The sequence below is a fragment of the Pseudomonas sp. FG6 genome, assembly GCF_057809015.1.
The window spans coordinates 124,495-142,965 of the sequence record NZ_JBMDJD010000001.1 but is presented as its reverse complement, the minus strand read 5'-3'; the positions used below and the strand labels follow the sequence as shown (position 1 = coordinate 142,965).

The window sequence follows — 18,471 nt, the reverse complement described above, 5'->3', positions numbered from 1 at the left end:
CTTGAACTAGACGGGCATTGCCCGCAACGGTAAACGCCGCTATGTCGACATTGCAGGCCATCAGAAGCTTTCTCTTTTACCTGCTGCTGGGCACCAGTTCGTTGTTGTGGTGCACCTTGAGTTTCTTTATCGCGCCTTTTCTGCCGTTCAAGGCGCGCTACCGCTTCATCAATGTGTACTGGTGCCGCTGCGCACTGTGGCTGAGCAAGGTGTTCCTGGGCATCCGCTACGAAGTGAAGGGCGCCGAGAACGTGCCCGCGCGCCCGTGCGTGATCCAGTCCAACCACCAGAGCACTTGGGAGACGTTCTTTCTCTCGGCCTATTTCGAGCCGTTGAGCCAGGTCCTCAAGCGTGAACTGCTGTTTGTCCCGTTCTTCGGCTGGGCCATGGCGATGCTGCGCCCGATTGCCATCGATCGCGACAATCCCAAACTGGCGCTCAAGCAGGTGGCGAAGAAGGGTGACGAGTTGCTCAAGGACCACACTTGGGTGCTGATTTTCCCTGAAGGCACGCGTGTTCCCTACGGGACAATCGGTAAATTCTCCCGCAGCGGTAGCGCATTGGCAGTGAACGCGGAACTGCCGGTACTGCCGATTGCACACAATGCTGGCAAATTCTGGCCCAAGGCGGGCTGGGTCAGAACCCCCGGCGTGATCCAAGTGGTGATCGGTGCGCCGATGTACGCCGAAGGCACTGGCCCCCGCGCCATCGCCGACCTCAATGATCGTGTCCAGGCCTGGAACGAACAGGCGCAACGGGACATGGGTTCGCTGCCTCCAGCCTCCGCAACACCGGCCGCAACAGACCAGGTCGCTGTTTGAGATCTGTGGATAACCTGTGTACCGTTTTTTCGAAAAGCGTTGCTCTTGTTTAGTAACTTATTGTTTTTAATACATATTTCCTAAGCTCATAAAACGCACACCTAGGTGCATAAGTTTTTCTGGCACTCAAAAAAGCTCGCAGCCTTCGGCAGCTCCTACGGGTCTATCCGATCCCGTAGGAGCTGCCGAAGGCTGCGAGCTTTCATTCTTTGAGCAACGGAAACCGCAAGCTGAACGTTGTCCCTTCGCCGATTACGCTATGGCATTCGATTTGTCCGTCGTGATGGTCCACCACCGCCTTGACCATCGACAACCCAAGGCCAATACCATCCACGCCATGGGCCGAAGAAAACCGTCGGTACTGGCTGAACAGATCCGGTAGTTCTTGTGCACTGATGCCCTTGCCATGGTCCGTGACGTCGCAGTTCAGCCAACCCAGTGCACAACTCACCTGCAAGGCGATGCGGGTGCCTTCCGGGCTGTACTTGATGGCGTTTTCCAGCAGGTTGAACAGGGCGCGGGTCAGCAACGGCTGGTCCGCCCTCACCATCGCCTCTTCGTCTTCTATCTCATGCACCAACTGAATCCGCTTGGCCTGGGCGATCGGCAGGGCTTGGTCGAGCACGTCCAGGACCAGCATGGCGAACAGTGTGGGTTGGAATTGATAGGCCTCGGACTCAGCCTTGGCCAATTGCACGAAGCCCTCGGTCAGGTCCAGGGCACGACGCACCTGGCGTTCGATCTGGTCGAACAGCGGGTTATCCCCACCCTCCTGATGGCGTTGCACATCGAGCAGCGCCAGGATCGCCGAATGCGGGGCGCGCAAGTCGTGGGACAGAAATCGCAGCGTCACGCTGCGTTGTTCTTCCGCCTCACGTTCGGCGCTCAGGTCGGTCAGGCTCAGCAGCCAGCCAATAGGCGCATCGCCATCCACTGGCAACAGCGCCGCCCGTTCCAGGCGCAAGCTGCGCTCGCGGATGTCGCGAAACTCCAGCAGCGGCAGTGTGGATAACGGAAGGGAACGCCTCTGCTCCAGCCCTGGATAACCCAACTGCGCGAGCAGCTCCTGCACCTCGCCGCCGGCCAGGTCATGGCCGAAGAGATCCCGCGCCTTGCGGTTACCGAGCAACAGTTTGCCTTGGGGGTCGCTGATCATCGTTGCCACGGGCAAGTATTCAAGGCCGTCGGCGATAAAGCGCCGGGTATCCCGGGTTCGGCCCATGGCTTGTTCCAGTGCCATGATCTGGCCCTGCAAGCGGTCGCTGCCGGTATACGGTGCACGGCGCCGTTCCGGAAAGACCTTGGGTTCCTTGTCCAGACGCGCCAGCTCCCAACCAAAATACGCCAGCACCACGCTCAGGCGCCGCCAGTTCCAGATCAGGTAACCGAACAACATGCCCAACACGCTCGCCATCGGCGACCACCAGCTACCCCGTGCGTCCAGCACGGCACTGATCAACAGGGCCAGGCTCATTCCGAACACCGTGGTCCATAAGGCCAGGTGTGGTCGCAGCAGCAACAGGGCCAGCACACACCCCACCAGGCACACAGACAACAACGCCGTGCCCGCACCGTCATGGGTCGATTGGCTAAAAAACGACAGCAGGGCGGTCAGCGGCAGGAGCAGCAGGCTGATCCACGCCCACTCGCGCATCAATTGTCGAAACAGACGCTGGACCTGACTCGGTTCACGGCTTTCACGCCGGCGCGAGTGGTTCATAAGCACGCTGGCTGGGCGCCAGGACGAGGATCTTTTACAGGGAGCATGCGTCAAACCGGCAACAGGAAAAGCCCAAGACTATAGCGGACTCGACGACCGGCCGGCTGCAGCCTTTCACTCTGATGGGCGAGCCGGTATTGTCGCAGCCAGCGACAGGTAGCCATCGAACGGCCACCTGAGATGTCCGTTACTCTCGAGATCAAGGAATCGCGCCCCATGCGTGTCGCCATACTGGATGACGAACCGGCCGAGTTGCGCCGGGTGGAACAGACACTGCAGCAAATTTGCGGTAGGGCCGAGCAGCCCTGGACCCTGCACAGTTTTGAACGAGGCGAGGACCTGTTGCGCCAACTGCGCCGGGAAACCTTCGACCTGCTGATCCTCGACTGGCAGTTGCCCGACATCAGCGGCTTGGCGCTGCTGCGTTGGACCCGCGAACACATGGACTCACCACCGGCCGCCATCATGCTGACCAGCCGCGACGGCGAACACGACATCGTGAAGGCCCTCAACGCCGGCGCCGACGATTACGTGAGCAAACCCTTCAGGCCCAACGAACTCAAGGCCAGGGTCACCGCCGTGCTGCGCCGCCATAACCTGCAACGCGCGCCCGCCAGCGATGTGCTGGTGTTCAATGACCTGGAGTTCGACGACGCCGAATTGACCGTCACCCGGGCAGGCATCCCCATCAGCCTGACCGAGCGCGAATACCGCCTGGCCCGCTGCCTGTTCGCCAACCTGGGCCGCCCCTTGTCCCGCGAATACTTCTACGAGCGCTTCTGGACCCACGAGGAAATGTCCTCGTCCCGACCGCTCGACACCCACATCTATCGCCTGCGCAACAAGCTTGGGCTGACGGCCGATAGGGGTTGGCAGTTGCTGACGATCTACGGATATGGGTATCGGTTGGAGAGTGTGACGGCGGGGAGCGAAGCGGCGGTGGCGGGTTAGAGCAAGCCGTAAGGACACATCTGTGGCGAGGGAGCTTGCTCCCGCTGGGCCGGTCCGCGTTCGGGCGAAGCGGCCCCTTTTTGTGAGTGCTTTGCACTCAAGCGGGAGCAAGCTCCCTCGCCACAATGGATGTCACCTGGTTGTCTGTACCAAACTTCCTGTTCTCGCGATCCGCCGACGTTGCACCAGCAACCCGGACGCAACGACCAGCACGCTGAGCAGACCGGTCGCGAGGATCTCCACGCGGTGCGCTTCCTGGAACAGCATGATGGTCAGGGCCCCGACGATGAACACGATCACCGCATAGGTCAGGCCAGGGAACAACCACATGCTGAACGCGATTTTTTCACCGCGAGCCATGCGCTGTTTACGCATACGCAGCTGCGAAACCGCGATCACCAGGTACACCAGCAACGCGATGGCGCCCGAGCTGGCCAGCAGGAAGTCGAAGACGGCCGCCGGAGCCACGTAGTTGGCGAACACCGCCAGGAAGGCTGCGCCCGTCGACAGCATGACGGCCCAGTAAGGCGTGCCGCTGCTGTTGGTGCGCTGGGAAACGGCCGGCGCGTCACCGCGCTTGCCCAACGAGAACATCATGCGCGAAGCCGTGTAGAGCGCCGAGTTCAGGCAGCTGGTTACCGCAACCAGGACCACGATATCGACAATCAGCTTGGCATTGGGGATACCCATGCGTTCCAGCACAGTCTGGTAGGAACCCAGGCTCGCCAGCATCGGGTCGTTCCATGGCACCAGGGCCACGACGATGAAAATGGACACGAGGTAGAACAAGCCGATCCGCCAGATAACCGAGTTGGTCGCCTTGGAAATCTGCTGGCCCGGGTTCTTCGATTCAGCGGCCGCGATGGTCACGATCTCAGTACCCATGAACGAGAACATGGTGGTCAGGATAGCCCCCAACACCGCGCCCATGCCGTTAGGCAGGAAGCCTTGGGTATCAAACAGGTGCGAAACGCCGCTGACTTGGCTGGTGGGCAACAAACCGAACACCGCCAGGATGCCCAGGCCGATGAAACCAACGATCGCCACGACCTTGACCAGAGCGAACCAGAACTCGAACTCGCCATAGTTCTTCACACTGAACAGGTTGGTTGCCGTGAGCAGCAACGTGATCACCAGGGTGAAGCTCCAGATGGCAATGTTGGGAAACCAGGCATGCAGGATCGTCGCCGCAGCGTTGGCTTCCAACGGGATCACCAGGACCCAGAACCACCAGTACAGCCAGCCGATGGTGAAGCCGGCCCAATGGCCAATCGCACGATCGGCATAAGTCGAGAAAGAACCGGTATCTGGCGAAGCCACCGCCATTTCACCCAGCATCCGCATCACGAACACCACCAGCGCACCGGCGGCGGCATAAGCCAACAGCACAGCCGGACCGGCGGCTGCGATAGCGTGGCCGGAGCCAACGAAAAGACCTGCGCCGATAACGCCGGCGATGGACAGCATCGTCACATGACGAGGCTTGAGCCCTTGCTCCAGATTATTGGAAATTTGCGTACCGCTCATTGAGACACCCTTGGTATTGGATTTATACGTAACGCCTCGTACCACCGCCCTTTGTAAATTTAAAAAGACGGTGTGTTGATTATTTAACACGCAAGTTCTGCGCCAGAAAACCTATAGCCCCGTCGTCCGGGCCTTTCAGGCAATTCGCAAAGTGTTGAGGGTGAAGGTTTTGTGCCAAAGTGTTACCGCGCTACCCCATTTGCGCCAATGGGGTGCGGGGCAGGGAACGTTATTTTCGGGCGTAAAAAAAAGCCAACGCGTGGGCGTTGGCTTTTTTGGGTGTGGTGGTGCTGGAAAATCAGAAATCCAGGTTAGACACCGCCAACGCATTGCTCTCGATGAAGTCACGACGTGGCTCGACCGCGTCACCCATCAAGGTGTTGAAGATCTGGTCCGCGCCAATGGCGTCTTCGATGGTCACTTTCAGCATGCGCCGTGAGCCTGGATCCATGGTGGTTTCCCACAACTGATCCGGGTTCATTTCACCCAGACCTTTGTATCGCTGGATGGTGTGGCGCTTGGTGCTTTCGGTCATCAGCCATTCAAGGGCTTCCTTGAACTCGGTCACCGACTTCTTGCGCTCGCCCCGTTGGATGTACGCGCCTTCGTCCAGCAGCGTACTCAGTTGCGCGCCAAGGGAGACGACGGTCTTGTAGTCGTTGCTGCTGAAGAAGTCACGGTTGAAGGTGACGTAGTTCGACAGGCCATGGGAAATCAGTTCGACCTCCGGCAGCCAGACGTTACGTTCACGGTCTTCGCGCAGGCTGGCCTTGTAGACCAGGCCGGACTTCTCGACAGTGCGCAGGCGCACTTCGTACTGGGCCAGCCAATCTTGCATCGCTGCATGATCGGACAGTTGCTCCAAGCTGACAGCGGGCAGGTAGATGAAGTGCTCGGTCAGTTCCTGTGGGTACAGGCGCGACAGGCGCTTGAGGGTTTTCATCACCAGGCGGAAGTCGTTGACCAGGCGTTCCAGGGCTTCGCCGGAGATACCCGGGGCGTCCTCGTTCAGGTGCAGGCTCGCGTCTTCCAGGGCCGACTGCGTCATGTACTCTTCCATGGCGTCGTCGTCTTTGATGTATTGCTCTTGCTTGCCTTTCTTGACCTTGTACAGCGGCGGCTGAGCGATGTAGATGTAGCCGCGCTCGATCAGCTCAGGCAGCTGACGGAAGAAGAAAGTCAGCAGCAGGGTACGGATGTGCGAACCGTCGACGTCAGCATCGGTCATGATGATGATGTTGTGATAGCGCAGCTTGTCGATGTTGTACTCTTCGCGCCCGATACCGCAGCCCAGCGCAGTGATCAAGGTGCCGACTTCCTGCGAGGAAATCATCTTGTCGAAGCGCGCTTTCTCGACGTTGAGAATCTTGCCCTTGAGCGGCAGGATGGCCTGGGTCCGGCGGTTACGGCCCTGCTTGGCGGAACCGCCAGCAGAGTCACCTTCCACGAGGTACAGTTCGGACAGGGCAGGGTCCTTTTCCTGGCAGTCAGCCAGCTTGCCCGGCAGGCCGGCGATGTCCAGCGCGCCTTTGCGGCGGGTCATCTCACGGGCCTTGCGCGCCGCTTCACGGGCACGGGCGGCGTCGATCATCTTGCCGACCACCAGCTTGGCTTCGTTCGGGTTTTCCAGGAGGAAGTCGGAGAAGTACTTGCCCATTTCCTGTTCGACCGCCGTCTTCACTTCGGAAGAGACCAGCTTGTCCTTGGTCTGGGAGCTGAACTTCGGATCCGGTACCTTCACCGAAATGATCGCGGTCAGGCCTTCGCGGGCATCGTCACCGGTGGTGGCGACTTTATGCTTCTTCGCCAGGCCTTCCTGTTCGATGTAGTTGTTCAGGTTACGGGTCAACGCCGAGCGGAAGCCCACCAGGTGCGTGCCGCCGTCGCGTTGCGGGATGTTGTTGGTGAAGCACAACAGGTTTTCGTTGAAGCTGTCGTTCCACTGCAGGGCGATTTCCACGCCGATGCCATCTTCACGCTGGATGTTGAAGTGGAACACCTGGTTGACCGCAGTCTTGTTGGTGTTCAGGTATTCGACGAACGCACGCAGGCCGCCTTCGTACTTGAACAGCTCCTCCTTGCCGCTGCGCTCGTCCTTGAGGACGATGCCGACACCGGAGTTCAGGAACGACAGTTCACGAATCCGCTTGGCCAGGATGTCCCAGCTGAAGTGGATGTTCTTGAAGGTTTCACTCGAAGCCTTGAAGTGGATCTGGGTACCCGTGGTTTCGCTGTCGCCAACGATTGCCATCGGTGCCTGGGGGACGCCGTGGACATAGGTCTGTTCCCAGATCTTGCCGCTGCGGCGAACGGTCAGTACCAGCTCTTCGGACAGCGCGTTCACTACAGACACACCTACACCGTGCAGGCCGCCGGATACTTTGTAGGAGTTGTCGTCGAACTTACCGCCCGCGTGCAGCACGGTCATGATGACCTCGGCGGCGGAAACGCCTTCCTCTTTGTGCACGTCTACCGGAATGCCACGGCCGTTGTCACGAACGGTGATGGACTCATCCGGGTGGATGATGATGCTGATGTCGTCGCAATAACCGGCGAGGGCTTCGTCGATGGAGTTGTCGACCACCTCGAACACCATGTGGTGCAGGCCGCTGCCATCGTCGGTGTCGCCAATGTACATACCGGGACGTTTGCGTACGGCATCCAGGCCTTTCAGCACTTTAATGCTCGTTGAGTCGTACGTATTTTCTTCGCTCAATGCCTTCACTCCCGATGGTCGTGGGTCTGGGTGATACGGCCCTGTTCCACGTGGAACAGAGCGACTGGCGTTTCCGTCTGCCAGCCTTCCCTCAATAATTCGTGGTCTACACAGGTGATAAAGACCTGGCAGCGTAAGTCTTCCAGCAAGCGGCAAAGCGCCCGACGGTGGGCTTCGTCCAGCTCGGACGGCAAGTCATCCACCAGATAAATACACTGACCGCGGCGGGCCTGGCTGACCAGGTGCCCTTGGGCGATACGCAAGGCGCACACCACCAACTTCTGCTGTCCCCGGGACAAGATGTCCGCGGCATTATGTGCGCCCAATCGAAGACGCAAGTCAGCACGTTGTGGGCCAGCCTGGGTATGCCCCATCTGCTGGTCCCGCTGCAGCGAGCCAGCCAGCACGGTACTCAGTTCCCGGTCCTTGTCCCAGCCTCGGTAATAGCTGAGCGTCAGGCCCTCAAGCTCAACCAGTTCGCTCAAGGTCTGTTCGAAGACCGGTTTCAAGGCTTTGATATAAGCGCGGCGGTATTCATCGATTTCAGCGCTGGCCTGGCACAGTTCCCTGTCCCAAACCGCTTGCGAAACGGCGTCAAGTGTACCATGCCGCAGCCAAGAGTTTCGCTGACGCAGCGCCTTCTGCAAGCGCTGCCAGGTGGCCATGAAACGCGGTTCCACGTGGAACACACCCCAGTCTAGAAACTGCCGGCGTATCTTGGGCGCCCCTTCGAGCAGGCGAAAACTGTCGGGGTTGATCAGCTGCAACGGCAGGATTTCTGCCAGCTGCGCAGCGCTACGGGCGTTCTGTCCGTCTATGCGGATCTGGAATTCGCCTTGCCGATCCCGCGATATCCCCAAGGCGCTGTGGCCGCCCTCAGCCAGTTCGACCTGCCCGAATACCGTACAGGCCAGTTGCTCATACTGGATGACTGGCAACAGACGCGTGCTGCGAAACGATCGGGCAAGCCCCAACAGATGAACGGCTTCCAGGACGCTGGTTTTGCCGCTGCCGTTGGCGCCGTAAAGGATATTGATGCGAGGGGAGGGGGAGAAGGTCACCGGGTGCAGATTGCGCACCGCGGTGACCGAGACGCGACTTAAGGACATCTAGGGTAGGGTTACAGACGCATCGGCATGACAACGTAAGCCGAATCGTCGTTATCGGACTCTTGCACCAGCGCGCTGCTGTTGGAGTCGGACAGGATCAGACGTACTTGCTCAGTGGTCATCACGCCCAGCACGTCGAGCAGGTAGCTGACGTTGAAGCCGATTTCCAGGGAGCCGCCGTTGTAATCAACACCCACTTCTTCTTCCGCTTCCTCTTGCTCCGGGTTGTTCGCCTGGATCTTCAGCTGACCATTGGCCAGTTGCAGGCGAATGCCACGGTACTTCTCGTTGGACAGGATCGCGGTACGGCTGAAGGCTTCACGCAGGGCCTGACGGTCGCCCAGGACCACTTTGTCGCCACCCTTGGGCAGCACGCGCTCGTAGTCCGGGAACTTGCCGTCCACCAGCTTCGAGGTGAAGGTGAACTCGCCGGTGGTGGCACGGATGTGGTGTTGACCCAGCACGATGCTGACGTTGCCGTCCGGCTCGGTCAGCAGGCGGGCCAGTTCCAGGATACCTTTGCGTGGCACGATCACTTGGTGGCGATCGGGTTGACCGATGTCGGCCTGCATCGAGCACATGGCCAGGCGGTGACCGTCGGTGGCAACAGCGCGGATCACCCCGGCGGACACTTCCAGCAGCATGCCGTTGAGGTAATAACGAACGTCTTGCTGGGCCATGGCGAAGCTCGTGCGCTCGATCAGGCGACGCAGCCTGCTTTGTTCCAGACTGCAGGTCAGCGAGCCTGGGCCTTCTTCCACGGTCGGGAAATCGTTGGCCGGCAGGGTCGACAGGGTGAAACGGCTGCGACCGGCCTTGACCACGAGTTTCTGCTCATCGACCTTGATGTCGATCAGCGCATCGTTTGGCAGGCTTTTACAGATGTCCATCAGCTTGCGCGCAGGCACGGTGATGGAACCCGGATCAGCCGGTTCTTCAAGTTGCACACGACCAACCAGCTCGACTTCCAGGTCGGTACCGGTCAGCGACAGTTGCTGGCCTTCGACAACCAGCAGCACGTTGGAAAGTACCGGCAAGGTCTGGCGGCGTTCGACGACGCCTGCGACCAGTTGCAGGGGTTTCAACAGGGCTTCGCGTTGAATGGTGAAATGCATGGTCTAGTCCCTTGCCTTAATAAGCTGCGCTGGTGGTCATCAAGTGGTCAATGTACGCAGCAGGTTCTTGTAGTCCTCGCGGATGTCCGCGTCGGATTCCTTAAGTTCGTTGATCTTGCGGCAGGCGTGCAACACGGTGGTGTGGTCGCGCCCACCGAACACATCGCCGATTTCCGGCAAACTGTGGTTGGTCAGTTCCTTGGACAGGGCCATGGCCACCTGGCGCGGACGAGCCACCGAGCGCGAACGGCGTTTGGACAGCAGGTCGGAAATCTTGATCTTGTAGTATTCGGCAACCGTTCTCTGGATGTTATCCACAGACACCAGCTTGTCCTGGAGGGCGAGCAGATCCTTCAAGGACTCACGAATCAGTTCGATGGTGATGTCCCGGCCCATGAAGTGCGAGTGGGCGATTACCCGCTTGAGGGCCCCCTCGAGCTCGCGAACGTTCGAACGGATACGTTGGGCGATGAAGAATGCCGCATCGTGAGGCAGCTCGACCTTGGCCTGGTCGGCTTTCTTCATCAGGATCGCCACCCGTGTCTCCAGCTCCGGCGGCTCGACGGCAACCGTCAGGCCCCAGCCAAAACGGGACTTGAGGCGCTCTTCAAGGCCTTCGATTTCTTTCGGGTACCGGTCACTGGTGAGGATGACCTGCTGGCCACCTTCAAGCAATGCGTTGAAGGTGTGGAAAAACTCTTCCTGTGAACGCTCCTTGCGGGCGAAGAACTGAATGTCGTCGATCAGCAAAGCGTCCACCGAACGGTAGAAACGCTTGAACTCGTTGATCGCGTTCAGTTGCAGCGCCTTGACCATATCGGCCACGAAACGCTCCGAATGCAGGTACACGACCTTGGCGTTCGGGTTCTTCTTTAATAGATGGTTGCCCACAGCATGCATCAAGTGGGTCTTACCCAAGCCTACCCCGCCATAAAGAAAGAGCGGGTTGTAGCCGTGCTTGGGGTTATCGGCGACCTGCCAGGCGGCCGCGCGGGCCAGCTGGTTGGATTTACCCTCGACGAAATTCTCGAAGGTAAAGGTGCGGTTCAGATAGCTGGTGTGCTTGAGGGCACCTTCGACCTGCACGGTGCGCTGTTCGGCACGTACCGGCGCCTGCTGGGCACTCGCGCCGGCCATTGGATCGAAACTGTCCCTGGAAGGCTCTTCGCTGACCTCGGCGACTTTTGGCGCGTTGGCCTTTGTCGGCGCAGGCGCAACGGCAGCGGGGGCATGGTTGACCGGCGCGGCGGCAACCTGGGCCTGGGACGCGGCGGCCGCAAGCGGCGCGTTAGGCGCGGCACGCGGTGCCGAACTGCGTTTGCTGCCTATTAATAAGGACAACGCAGGTGCCATGCCATTGCCATGCTCATCGAGCAGTTCCATCACCCGGCCCAGGTACTTTTCGTTGACCCAGTCGAGGACGAAACGGTTCGGTGCATAGACGCGCAACTCGTCGCCTTCGGCTTCGACCTGTAGTGGACGGATCCAAGTGTTGAATTGTTGGGCAGGCAGCTCCTCGCGCAAAAGCTCCACGCACTGCTGCCAAAGTTCCACTGACACGGATATCCCCTAAGTTGAAAGCCGGTGAGGCAAAAACAAGCGGCCATTGTAACGACCAGACGAGCACTTATCCACATGCACCTTGCCCATAGGCCACGATTTATCAATGCCTTAACCATCAAAAAGGCGACGGGCGGTCAGTGGATAAGCTCTGTGGATAACCGGCCCTGAGGTCGTTGCACAACCGGGCCCGAAACCCAGTGGATAAGCCAACTGTGGATAAGTGCCATTTCCACACACAGCTTATCCGCCCTGCCAGCACAGGCTGACCACGGCTTTCCCCTGTACTTGTCATTCTCTGTACATAGCGAGATACAAGGCTTGCAATTGGTTATCCACAGACGATCGGCTGCCTAGCTTTTACAAGCTTTACAGAAAAGCTTTAAATAATTTCCTTCTTTATTTTTATATCTGGCCAACCGGGACCGATCTGCCTGAGGGCTCCGTAGTCATTTAAAGGAAACACTGGTTGGAAATTGACCTAGAGGCTTGCTTTCTCTAGAATCCCCGGTCTCTTAAAACGGGGGCCATTCCGGCCCGTTGTGGACGAACCAGGTAACACGACATGAAACGTACTTTCCAACCAAGCACTATCAAACGCGCTCGTACCCACGGTTTCCGTGCTCGCATGGCTACCAAGAACGGTCGTGCCGTCCTGTCGCGTCGTCGCGCCAAAGGTCGTGCGCGTCTGGCAGTTTGATAATCCGGCAGTGGAGGTGAGTCAGGACTTCAGTCGGGAAAAGCGTCTGCTTACCCCCCGGCATTTCAAGGCAGTCTTCGACTCCCCTACCGGCAAGGTTCCGGGGAAAAATCTCCTGCTCCTTGCGCGCAGCAACGATCTCGATCACCCCCGTCTCGGGCTGGTTATCGGGAAAAAGAGCGTCAAGCTCTCCGTTCAGCGCAATCGCCTCAAACGTCTGATGCGCGAATCGTTTCGTCTGAACCAGGATTCACTGGTCGGCTGGGACATTGTTATCGTCGCGCGCAAAGGTTTGGGTGACGTAGAGAACCCCGAATTGATTCAGCATTTCGGCAAACTCTGGAAACGCCTGGCCCGTAACAAGCCAGCACCAGCCGCCGCCGAAACTGTAGGGGTAGACAGTCCAGATGCGTAAACTGGCACTCGTTCCGATCCAGTTTTATCGCTACGCCATTAGTCCCCTGATGGCCAATCACTGTCGTTTCTACCCCAGTTGTTCCTGCTACGCGTACGAAGCCATCGAAAAACATGGCTTTCTGCGCGGTGGCTGGCTGACCTTTCGTCGTTTAGGTCGCTGTCATCCGTGGAATCCCGGTGGTTATGACCCGGTTCCACCTATCCCTACCTCCCGTTCTTCTTCGATGGCCGAGTAATCATGGATATCAAACGCACGATCCTGATCGTCGCCCTGGCAATCGTGTCCTACGTCATGGTCCTTAAATGGAACCAGGACTATGGCCAGGCTGCCCTGCCGACTCAGAATGTTGCAGCCAGCAATACCGCACCGGGCCTGCCGGATACCGCCACTGGCAGCAACGCCGCCAGCAATGACGACGTCCCTCGCGCGGCAAGCGACACCAGTGCGCCAGCCGAAGCCCCGGTGGCTGCAAGCAAGGATCTCATCCAGATCAAGACGGACGTGCTCGACCTGGCGATCGATCCACAAGGTGGTGATATTGCCCAGCTGACGCTGCCGCTGTATCCGCGTCGCCAGGATCACCCGGAGATCCCGTTCCAGCTGTTCGACAACGGCAACGAGCGGACTTATCTGGCCCAGAGCGGCCTGATCGGTGCCAACGGTCCGGATGCAAGCCCGGCCGGTCGCCCGATTTACTCCGCCGAGAAGAAGACTTATCAACTGGCCGATGGCCAGGACCAACTGGTCGTGGACCTGAAGTTCAGCAAGGACGGCGTCAACTACACCAAGCGTTTCACCTTGAAACGCGGCCTGTATGACGTAACCGTTTCCTACCTGGTCGACAACCAGAGCGCCCAGCCGTGGTCCGGTGCGATGTTCGCGCAACTCAAGCGTGATGCCAGCTCCGATCCTTCCTCAAGCACCGCTACCGGTACCGCGACTTACCTGGGTGCTGCCCTGTGGACAAGTTCGGAGCCGTACAAGAAAGTGTCCATGAAGGACATGGACAAGGCGCAGCTCAAGGAAACGGTCCAAGGTGGTTGGGTTGCCTGGTTGCAACACTATTTTGTAACCGCGTGGATCCCGCAGAAGGGCGAGAGCAACATCGTCCAGACGCGTAAAGACAGCAAAGGCAACTACATCATCGGCTACACCGGCCCGGCATTGAGCGCAGCGCCAGGTGCCAAGGCTGAAACCGGCGCGATCCTGTACGCCGGCCCGAAAAGCCAGGCCGTCCTGAAACAGTTGTCCCCAGGTCTGGAACTGACCGTGGATTACGGCTTCTTGTGGTTCATTGCCCAGCCGATTTTCTGGCTGCTGCAACATATCCACAGCATCGTCGGCAACTGGGGTTGGTCGATCATCTTCCTGACCATGCTGATCAAGGGGATCTTCTTCCCTCTGTCGGCCGCCAGCTACAAATCCATGGCTCGCATGCGCGCAGTGGCTCCGAAACTGGCCGCTCTGAAAGAGCAACATGGCGATGACCGGCAGAAAATGTCCCAGGCCATGATGGAGCTGTACAAGAAAGAGAAGATCAACCCACTGGGCGGTTGCTTGCCGATTCTTGTACAGATGCCTGTGTTCCTGTCGCTTTACTGGGTTCTGCTCGAAAGCGTGGAGATGCGTCAGGCACCGTTCATGCTGTGGATTACCGACCTGTCGATCAAGGATCCGTTCTTCATCCTGCCGATCATCATGGGCGCGACCATGTTCATCCAGCAGCAGTTGAACCCGACGCCACCGGACCCGATGCAGGCGAAGGTCATGAAAATGATGCCAATCATCTTCACCTTCTTCTTCCTGTGGTTCCCGGCCGGTCTTGTGCTGTACTGGGTTGTGAACAACGTGTTGTCCATTACTCAACAGTGGTACATCACGCGTAGGATCGAAGCGGCTACGAAAAAAGCCGAGGCGTAACTTGCCCTGTGGATAAAACCACACAAAACGCCCCCTCGTGGGGCGTTTTGCTATCTGCCACTTTTTGCCTGGATACCGGTTTATGAGCGCACCGCGTGAAACCATCGCCGCCGTTGCCACTGCCCAAGGTCGCGGCGGTGTCGGCATCGTCCGTATTTCGGGCCCTTTGGCCAGTGCTGCGGCCAAGGCCATCAGTGGCCGAGAACTCAAACCGCGATTTGCTCATTACGGGCCGTTTTTCAGTCAGGACCAGCAAGTGCTGGACGAAGGCCTGGCCTTGTATTTCCCGGGGCCGAACTCGTTCACCGGTGAAGACGTGCTGGAACTGCAAGGGCACGGTGGTCCCATCGTGCTGGACATGCTGCTCAAGCGCTGCCTTGAATTGGGTTGCCGTCTCGCACGGCCGGGTGAATTCAGCGAGCGGGCATTTCTCAATGACAAGCTCGACTTGGCCCAGGCCGAGGCGATTGCCGATTTGATCGAAGCCAGCTCTGCGCAGGCGGCACGCAATGCGCTGCGTTCGTTGCAGGGGGCGTTTTCCACACGGGTGCATAACCTCACCGAGCAATTGATCGGCTTGCGGATTTATGTCGAGGCAGCGATTGATTTCCCTGAAGAGGAAATCGACTTCCTCGCCGATGGCCACGTGCTGGGCCTGCTCGACAAGGTGCGGGATGAGTTATCCACCGTCATACGCGAAGCCGGGCAGGGCGCGTTGTTACGCGACGGAATGACGGTTGTAATCGCCGGCCGGCCAAACGCCGGAAAATCCAGCCTCCTGAATGCGCTCGCAGGGCGCGAGGCGGCCATTGTCACCGAGATCGCCGGCACCACTCGCGATATCTTGCGCGAACATATCCACATCGACGGCATGCCGCTGCATGTGGTGGACACCGCTGGTTTACGCGACACCGACGATCATGTGGAAAAAATTGGCGTGGAACGCGCCTTGAAGGCCATCGGCGAGGCCGATCGGGTGCTGCTGGTCGTGGACGCCACAGCGCCAGAGGCCGATGACCCCTTCGCCTTGTGGCCTGAATTCCTGGAGGTTCGTCCGGACCCGGCCAAAGTCACGCTGATACGCAACAAGGCCGACCTGACCGGGGAGGCGATAGTCCTGGAAGTCAGCAATGACGGCCATGTGACCATCAGCCTGAGCGCCAAATCGGCAGGAGAAGGCCTGGAACTGCTGCGCGAACACCTCAAGGCCTGCATGGGCTATGAGCAGACCTCGGAAAGCAGCTTCAGCGCCCGCCGACGCCATCTCGAGGCCTTGCGCTACGCCAGCGCAGCCCTGGAACACGGCCGCGCACAACTGACCTTGGCAGGGGCAGGCGAGCTATTGGCCGAAGACCTGCGCCAGGCGCAGCAGTCCCTTGGCGAAATCACCGGCGCTTTCAGCTCTGATGACCTGTTGGGACGGATCTTTTCCAGCTTCTGCATCGGTAAATAGCCCCTCCGATCAACCGGGTTTGTCCTCGAACGCCCATCGAACCTAACGCAAACCCGGTTCTTCCCTTTCTCTTCTCACACGATTGCCCTTGATGGCGGCTCACCTGTGGGCGCTTCGACAGCGCCGGGTAGGTGTTCGCTGTGGATTAAGCTCTGTGAATAACTGCTCCTGAGCTCGGTTGATAAACCCCCTTCAAAACTGAAGACAACCGCCTCTGTGGATAAGCACCTCATTCATCCACAGGCTTACACCAGTTATCCAATCCCCTCAGTGGCACATGACCACAGGGTTTTGAATCTCTGTACACAAGGTAAATAAAGGGCTGTGTAGGTTTATCCACAGATATGTACTGGCCTAAGAATAAACATAAAAACAAAGATTTTATAAATTTCTTTCTTTTTTATTTTTTTAACCGCGAGTTTTCCACAGCTGGTTAAATTTTGTGCAAAGGGTTCTTTAGGAAAGGGGAAGCCCCTATACTTGCCGACCTGGCTCAAAAAACGCCCAGGCCAGACTCAATACCTATTTCCGAATTACCTGAATTAAGCAGGCACGAGGTGCGTGGTGGATTTCCCTTCCCGTTTTGAAGTGATCGTCATCGGCGGCGGTCATGCCGGTACCGAGGCAGCACTTGCATCAGCGCGCATGGGGGCAAAGACCCTGTTGCTGACGCACAACGTGGAAACCCTCGGCGCCATGAGCTGCAACCCCGCCATTGGTGGGATCGGCAAGAGCCATCTGGTCAAGGAAATCGATGCCCTTGGCGGTGCGATGGCCTTGGCCACCGATAAAGGCGGTATCCAGTTCCGCGTATTGAACAGCCGCAAAGGCCCGGCGGTACGTGCCACGCGCGCCCAAGCCGATCGAGTGCTCTACAAGGCCGCTGTCCGCGAAATCCTGGAAAACCAGCCGAACCTGTGGATATTTCAACAGGCAGCCGATGACCTGATTGTCGAACAGGACCAGGTACGCGGCGTCGTGACCCAAATGGGCCTGCGTTTCTTCGCCGATTCCGTGGTACTGACCACCGGGACCTTCCTCGGTGGACTTATCCACATCGGCATGCAGAACTATTCCGGTGGTCGCGCCGGGGATCCACCGTCGATCGCCCTGGCCCAGCGCCTGCGTGAATTGCCACTGCGTGTCGGTCGCCTGAAAACCGGCACCCCGCCGCGTATCGATGGGCGGTCTGTGGATTTCTCGGTGATGACCGAACAACCGGGCGATACGCCGATTCCGGTGATGTCGTTCATGGGCTCCAAGGCGTTGCACCCGAAACAGGTGAGCTGCTGGATTACCCACACCAATGCCCGTACTCACGAGATCATCGCGGCCAACCTCGATCGCTCGCCCATGTATTCCGGCGTAATCGAGGGTATCGGGCCACGTTATTGCCCGTCGATCGAAGACAAGATCCATCGTTTTGCCGACAAGGAAAGCCATCAGGTCTTCATCGAGCCGGAAGGTTTGACGACCCATGAGCTGTACCCGAACGGGATATCCACATCCTTGCCGTTCGACGTGCAGTTGCAGATCGTGCAATCGATTCGCGGGATGGAAAACGCCCACATCGTTCGCCCAGGCTATGCCATCGAGTACGACTATTTCGACCCGCGCGACCTGAAGTACAGCCTGGAAACCAAAGTCATCGGCGGTCTGTTCTTTGCCGGGCAGATCAACGGCACCACCGGCTACGAAGAAGCCGGTGCCCAAGGTCTGCTGGCCGGGGCCAACGCTGCGCTGCGTGCCCAGGGCAAGGACAGCTGGTGCCCGCGTCGGGACGAGGCCTACATCGGCGTACTTGTGGATGACCTGATTACCCTGGGAACCCAGGAACCGTATCGGATGTTTACCTCCCGCGCCGAATATCGCCTGATCCTGCGCGAAGACAATGCCGATCTGCGCCTGACCGAGAAAGGTCGTGAGCTGGGGCTGGTGGATGACGTGCGCTGGGCCGCGTTTTGCAAGAAACGCGAGGGCATCGAGCTGGAAGAGCAGCGCCTGAAAACCACCTGGGTTCGTCCAGGTACCGAGCAGGGCGATGCTGTCGCGCAGAAGTTCGGTACGCCGCTGACCCACGAATACAATTTGCTCAACCTGTTGAGCCGCCCCGAAATCGATTACGCCGGCTTGGTGCAAGTCACCGGCCAGGGCGCAGAAGATCCACAGGTTGCCGAGCAGGTCGAGATCAAGACCAAGTACGCCGGGTACATCGATCGTCAACAGGACGAAATTGCCCGTCTGCGCGCCAGTGAAGACACCAAACTGCCTGTGGATATCGATTACACGAGCATTTCCGGGCTGTCGAAAGAAATCCAGAGCAAGCTCGGTGCCACCCGTCCGGAAACCCTGGGCCAGGCTTCGCGCATTCCCGGCGTGACCCCGGCGGCGATTTCCCTGTTGATGATTCATTTGAAAAAACGCGGCGCGGGCCGCCAGTTGGAGCAAAGCGCTTGAGTTC

14 protein-coding genes are annotated in these 18,471 nt (G+C 58.7%); 8 read left to right on the top strand and 6 right to left on the bottom strand.

Annotation, left to right across the window (positions count from 1 at the left end):
* Positions 1–41 precede the first annotated feature (41 nt).
* The gene (locus ACODSJ_RS00590) at positions 42–821 is read left to right on the top strand and encodes a lysophospholipid acyltransferase family protein (protein WP_489099876.1); all 780 of its coding nucleotides are present in this window, start codon (positions 42–44) and stop codon (positions 819–821) included.
* Between the two features lie 202 nt (positions 822–1,023).
* Here ACODSJ_RS00590 and ACODSJ_RS00585 read toward each other — a convergent pair whose 3' ends face one another.
* A complete protein-coding gene (locus ACODSJ_RS00585; protein ID WP_489099875.1) occupies positions 1,024–2,541 on the bottom strand; it encodes a sensor histidine kinase in 1,518 nt (505 codons plus the stop codon).
* A gap of 216 nt (positions 2,542–2,757) precedes the next feature.
* Between ACODSJ_RS00585 and ACODSJ_RS00580 the strand changes: the two genes are divergently transcribed.
* Entirely contained in the window at positions 2,758–3,492 is a 735-nt protein-coding gene (locus tag ACODSJ_RS00580) for a response regulator transcription factor (RefSeq protein ID WP_489099874.1), read from the top strand.
* Between the two features lie 132 nt (positions 3,493–3,624).
* Here the strand turns inward: ACODSJ_RS00580 and gabP are convergent, their stop codons facing one another.
* The 5 genes from gabP to dnaA form a co-directional block, all read right to left on the bottom strand.
* The gene (gabP, locus tag ACODSJ_RS00575) at positions 3,625–5,019 is read right to left on the bottom strand and encodes a GABA permease (protein WP_489099873.1); all 1,395 of its coding nucleotides are present in this window, start codon (positions 5,017–5,019) and stop codon (positions 3,625–3,627) included.
* Between the two features lie 298 nt (positions 5,020–5,317).
* On the bottom strand, positions 5,318–7,735 hold the full coding sequence (gyrB, locus tag ACODSJ_RS00570; protein WP_489099872.1) for a DNA topoisomerase (ATP-hydrolyzing) subunit B: 2,418 nt from the start codon (positions 7,733–7,735) through the stop codon (positions 5,318–5,320).
* Positions 7,736–7,740: 5 nt separating this feature from the next.
* The gene (gene recF / locus ACODSJ_RS00565; protein WP_489099871.1) at positions 7,741–8,844 is read right to left on the bottom strand and encodes a DNA replication/repair protein RecF; all 1,104 of its coding nucleotides are present in this window, start codon (positions 8,842–8,844) and stop codon (positions 7,741–7,743) included.
* 11 nt (positions 8,845–8,855) lie between these two features.
* Positions 8,856–9,959: a DNA polymerase III subunit beta gene (gene dnaN / locus ACODSJ_RS00560; protein WP_489099870.1), complete on the bottom strand. Its 1,104-nt coding sequence runs from the start codon at positions 9,957–9,959 to the stop codon at positions 8,856–8,858.
* Positions 9,960–9,998: 39 nt separating this feature from the next.
* Positions 9,999–11,519, bottom strand: coding sequence for a chromosomal replication initiator protein DnaA (gene dnaA, locus ACODSJ_RS00555; RefSeq protein WP_489099869.1), 1,521 nt, complete (start codon positions 11,517–11,519; stop codon positions 9,999–10,001).
* 565 nt (positions 11,520–12,084) lie between these two features.
* Between dnaA and rpmH the strand changes: the two genes are divergently transcribed.
* From rpmH to mnmG, 6 genes are all read left to right on the top strand, one after another.
* Entirely contained in the window at positions 12,085–12,219 is a 135-nt protein-coding gene (rpmH, locus tag ACODSJ_RS00550) for a 50S ribosomal protein L34 (RefSeq protein ID WP_003213577.1), read from the top strand.
* Positions 12,220–12,235: 16 nt separating this feature from the next.
* Positions 12,236–12,634, top strand: a complete 399-nt coding sequence (gene rnpA / locus ACODSJ_RS00545; RefSeq protein WP_489100000.1) for a ribonuclease P protein component — start codon at positions 12,236–12,238, stop codon at positions 12,632–12,634.
* Positions 12,627–12,872 carry a membrane protein insertion efficiency factor YidD gene (gene yidD, locus ACODSJ_RS00540; RefSeq protein ID WP_489099868.1) on the top strand — a complete coding sequence of 82 codons (246 nt, stop codon included), beginning with the start codon at positions 12,627–12,629 and terminating at the stop codon, positions 12,870–12,872. The genes rnpA and yidD overlap by 8 nt, the downstream gene beginning before the upstream one ends.
* 2 nt (positions 12,873–12,874) lie before the next feature.
* On the top strand, positions 12,875–14,557 hold the full coding sequence (gene yidC, locus ACODSJ_RS00535) for a membrane protein insertase YidC (protein ID WP_489099867.1): 1,683 nt from the start codon (positions 12,875–12,877) through the stop codon (positions 14,555–14,557).
* 82 nt (positions 14,558–14,639) lie between these two features.
* The gene (gene mnmE / locus ACODSJ_RS00530) at positions 14,640–16,010 is read left to right on the top strand and encodes a tRNA uridine-5-carboxymethylaminomethyl(34) synthesis GTPase MnmE (RefSeq protein ID WP_489099866.1); all 1,371 of its coding nucleotides are present in this window, start codon (positions 14,640–14,642) and stop codon (positions 16,008–16,010) included.
* A 564-nt stretch (positions 16,011–16,574) separates the two neighbouring features.
* A complete protein-coding gene (mnmG, locus tag ACODSJ_RS00525; protein ID WP_489099865.1) occupies positions 16,575–18,467 on the top strand; it encodes a tRNA uridine-5-carboxymethylaminomethyl(34) synthesis enzyme MnmG in 1,893 nt (630 codons plus the stop codon).
* The last annotated feature ends 4 nt before the right edge of the window (positions 18,468–18,471 follow it).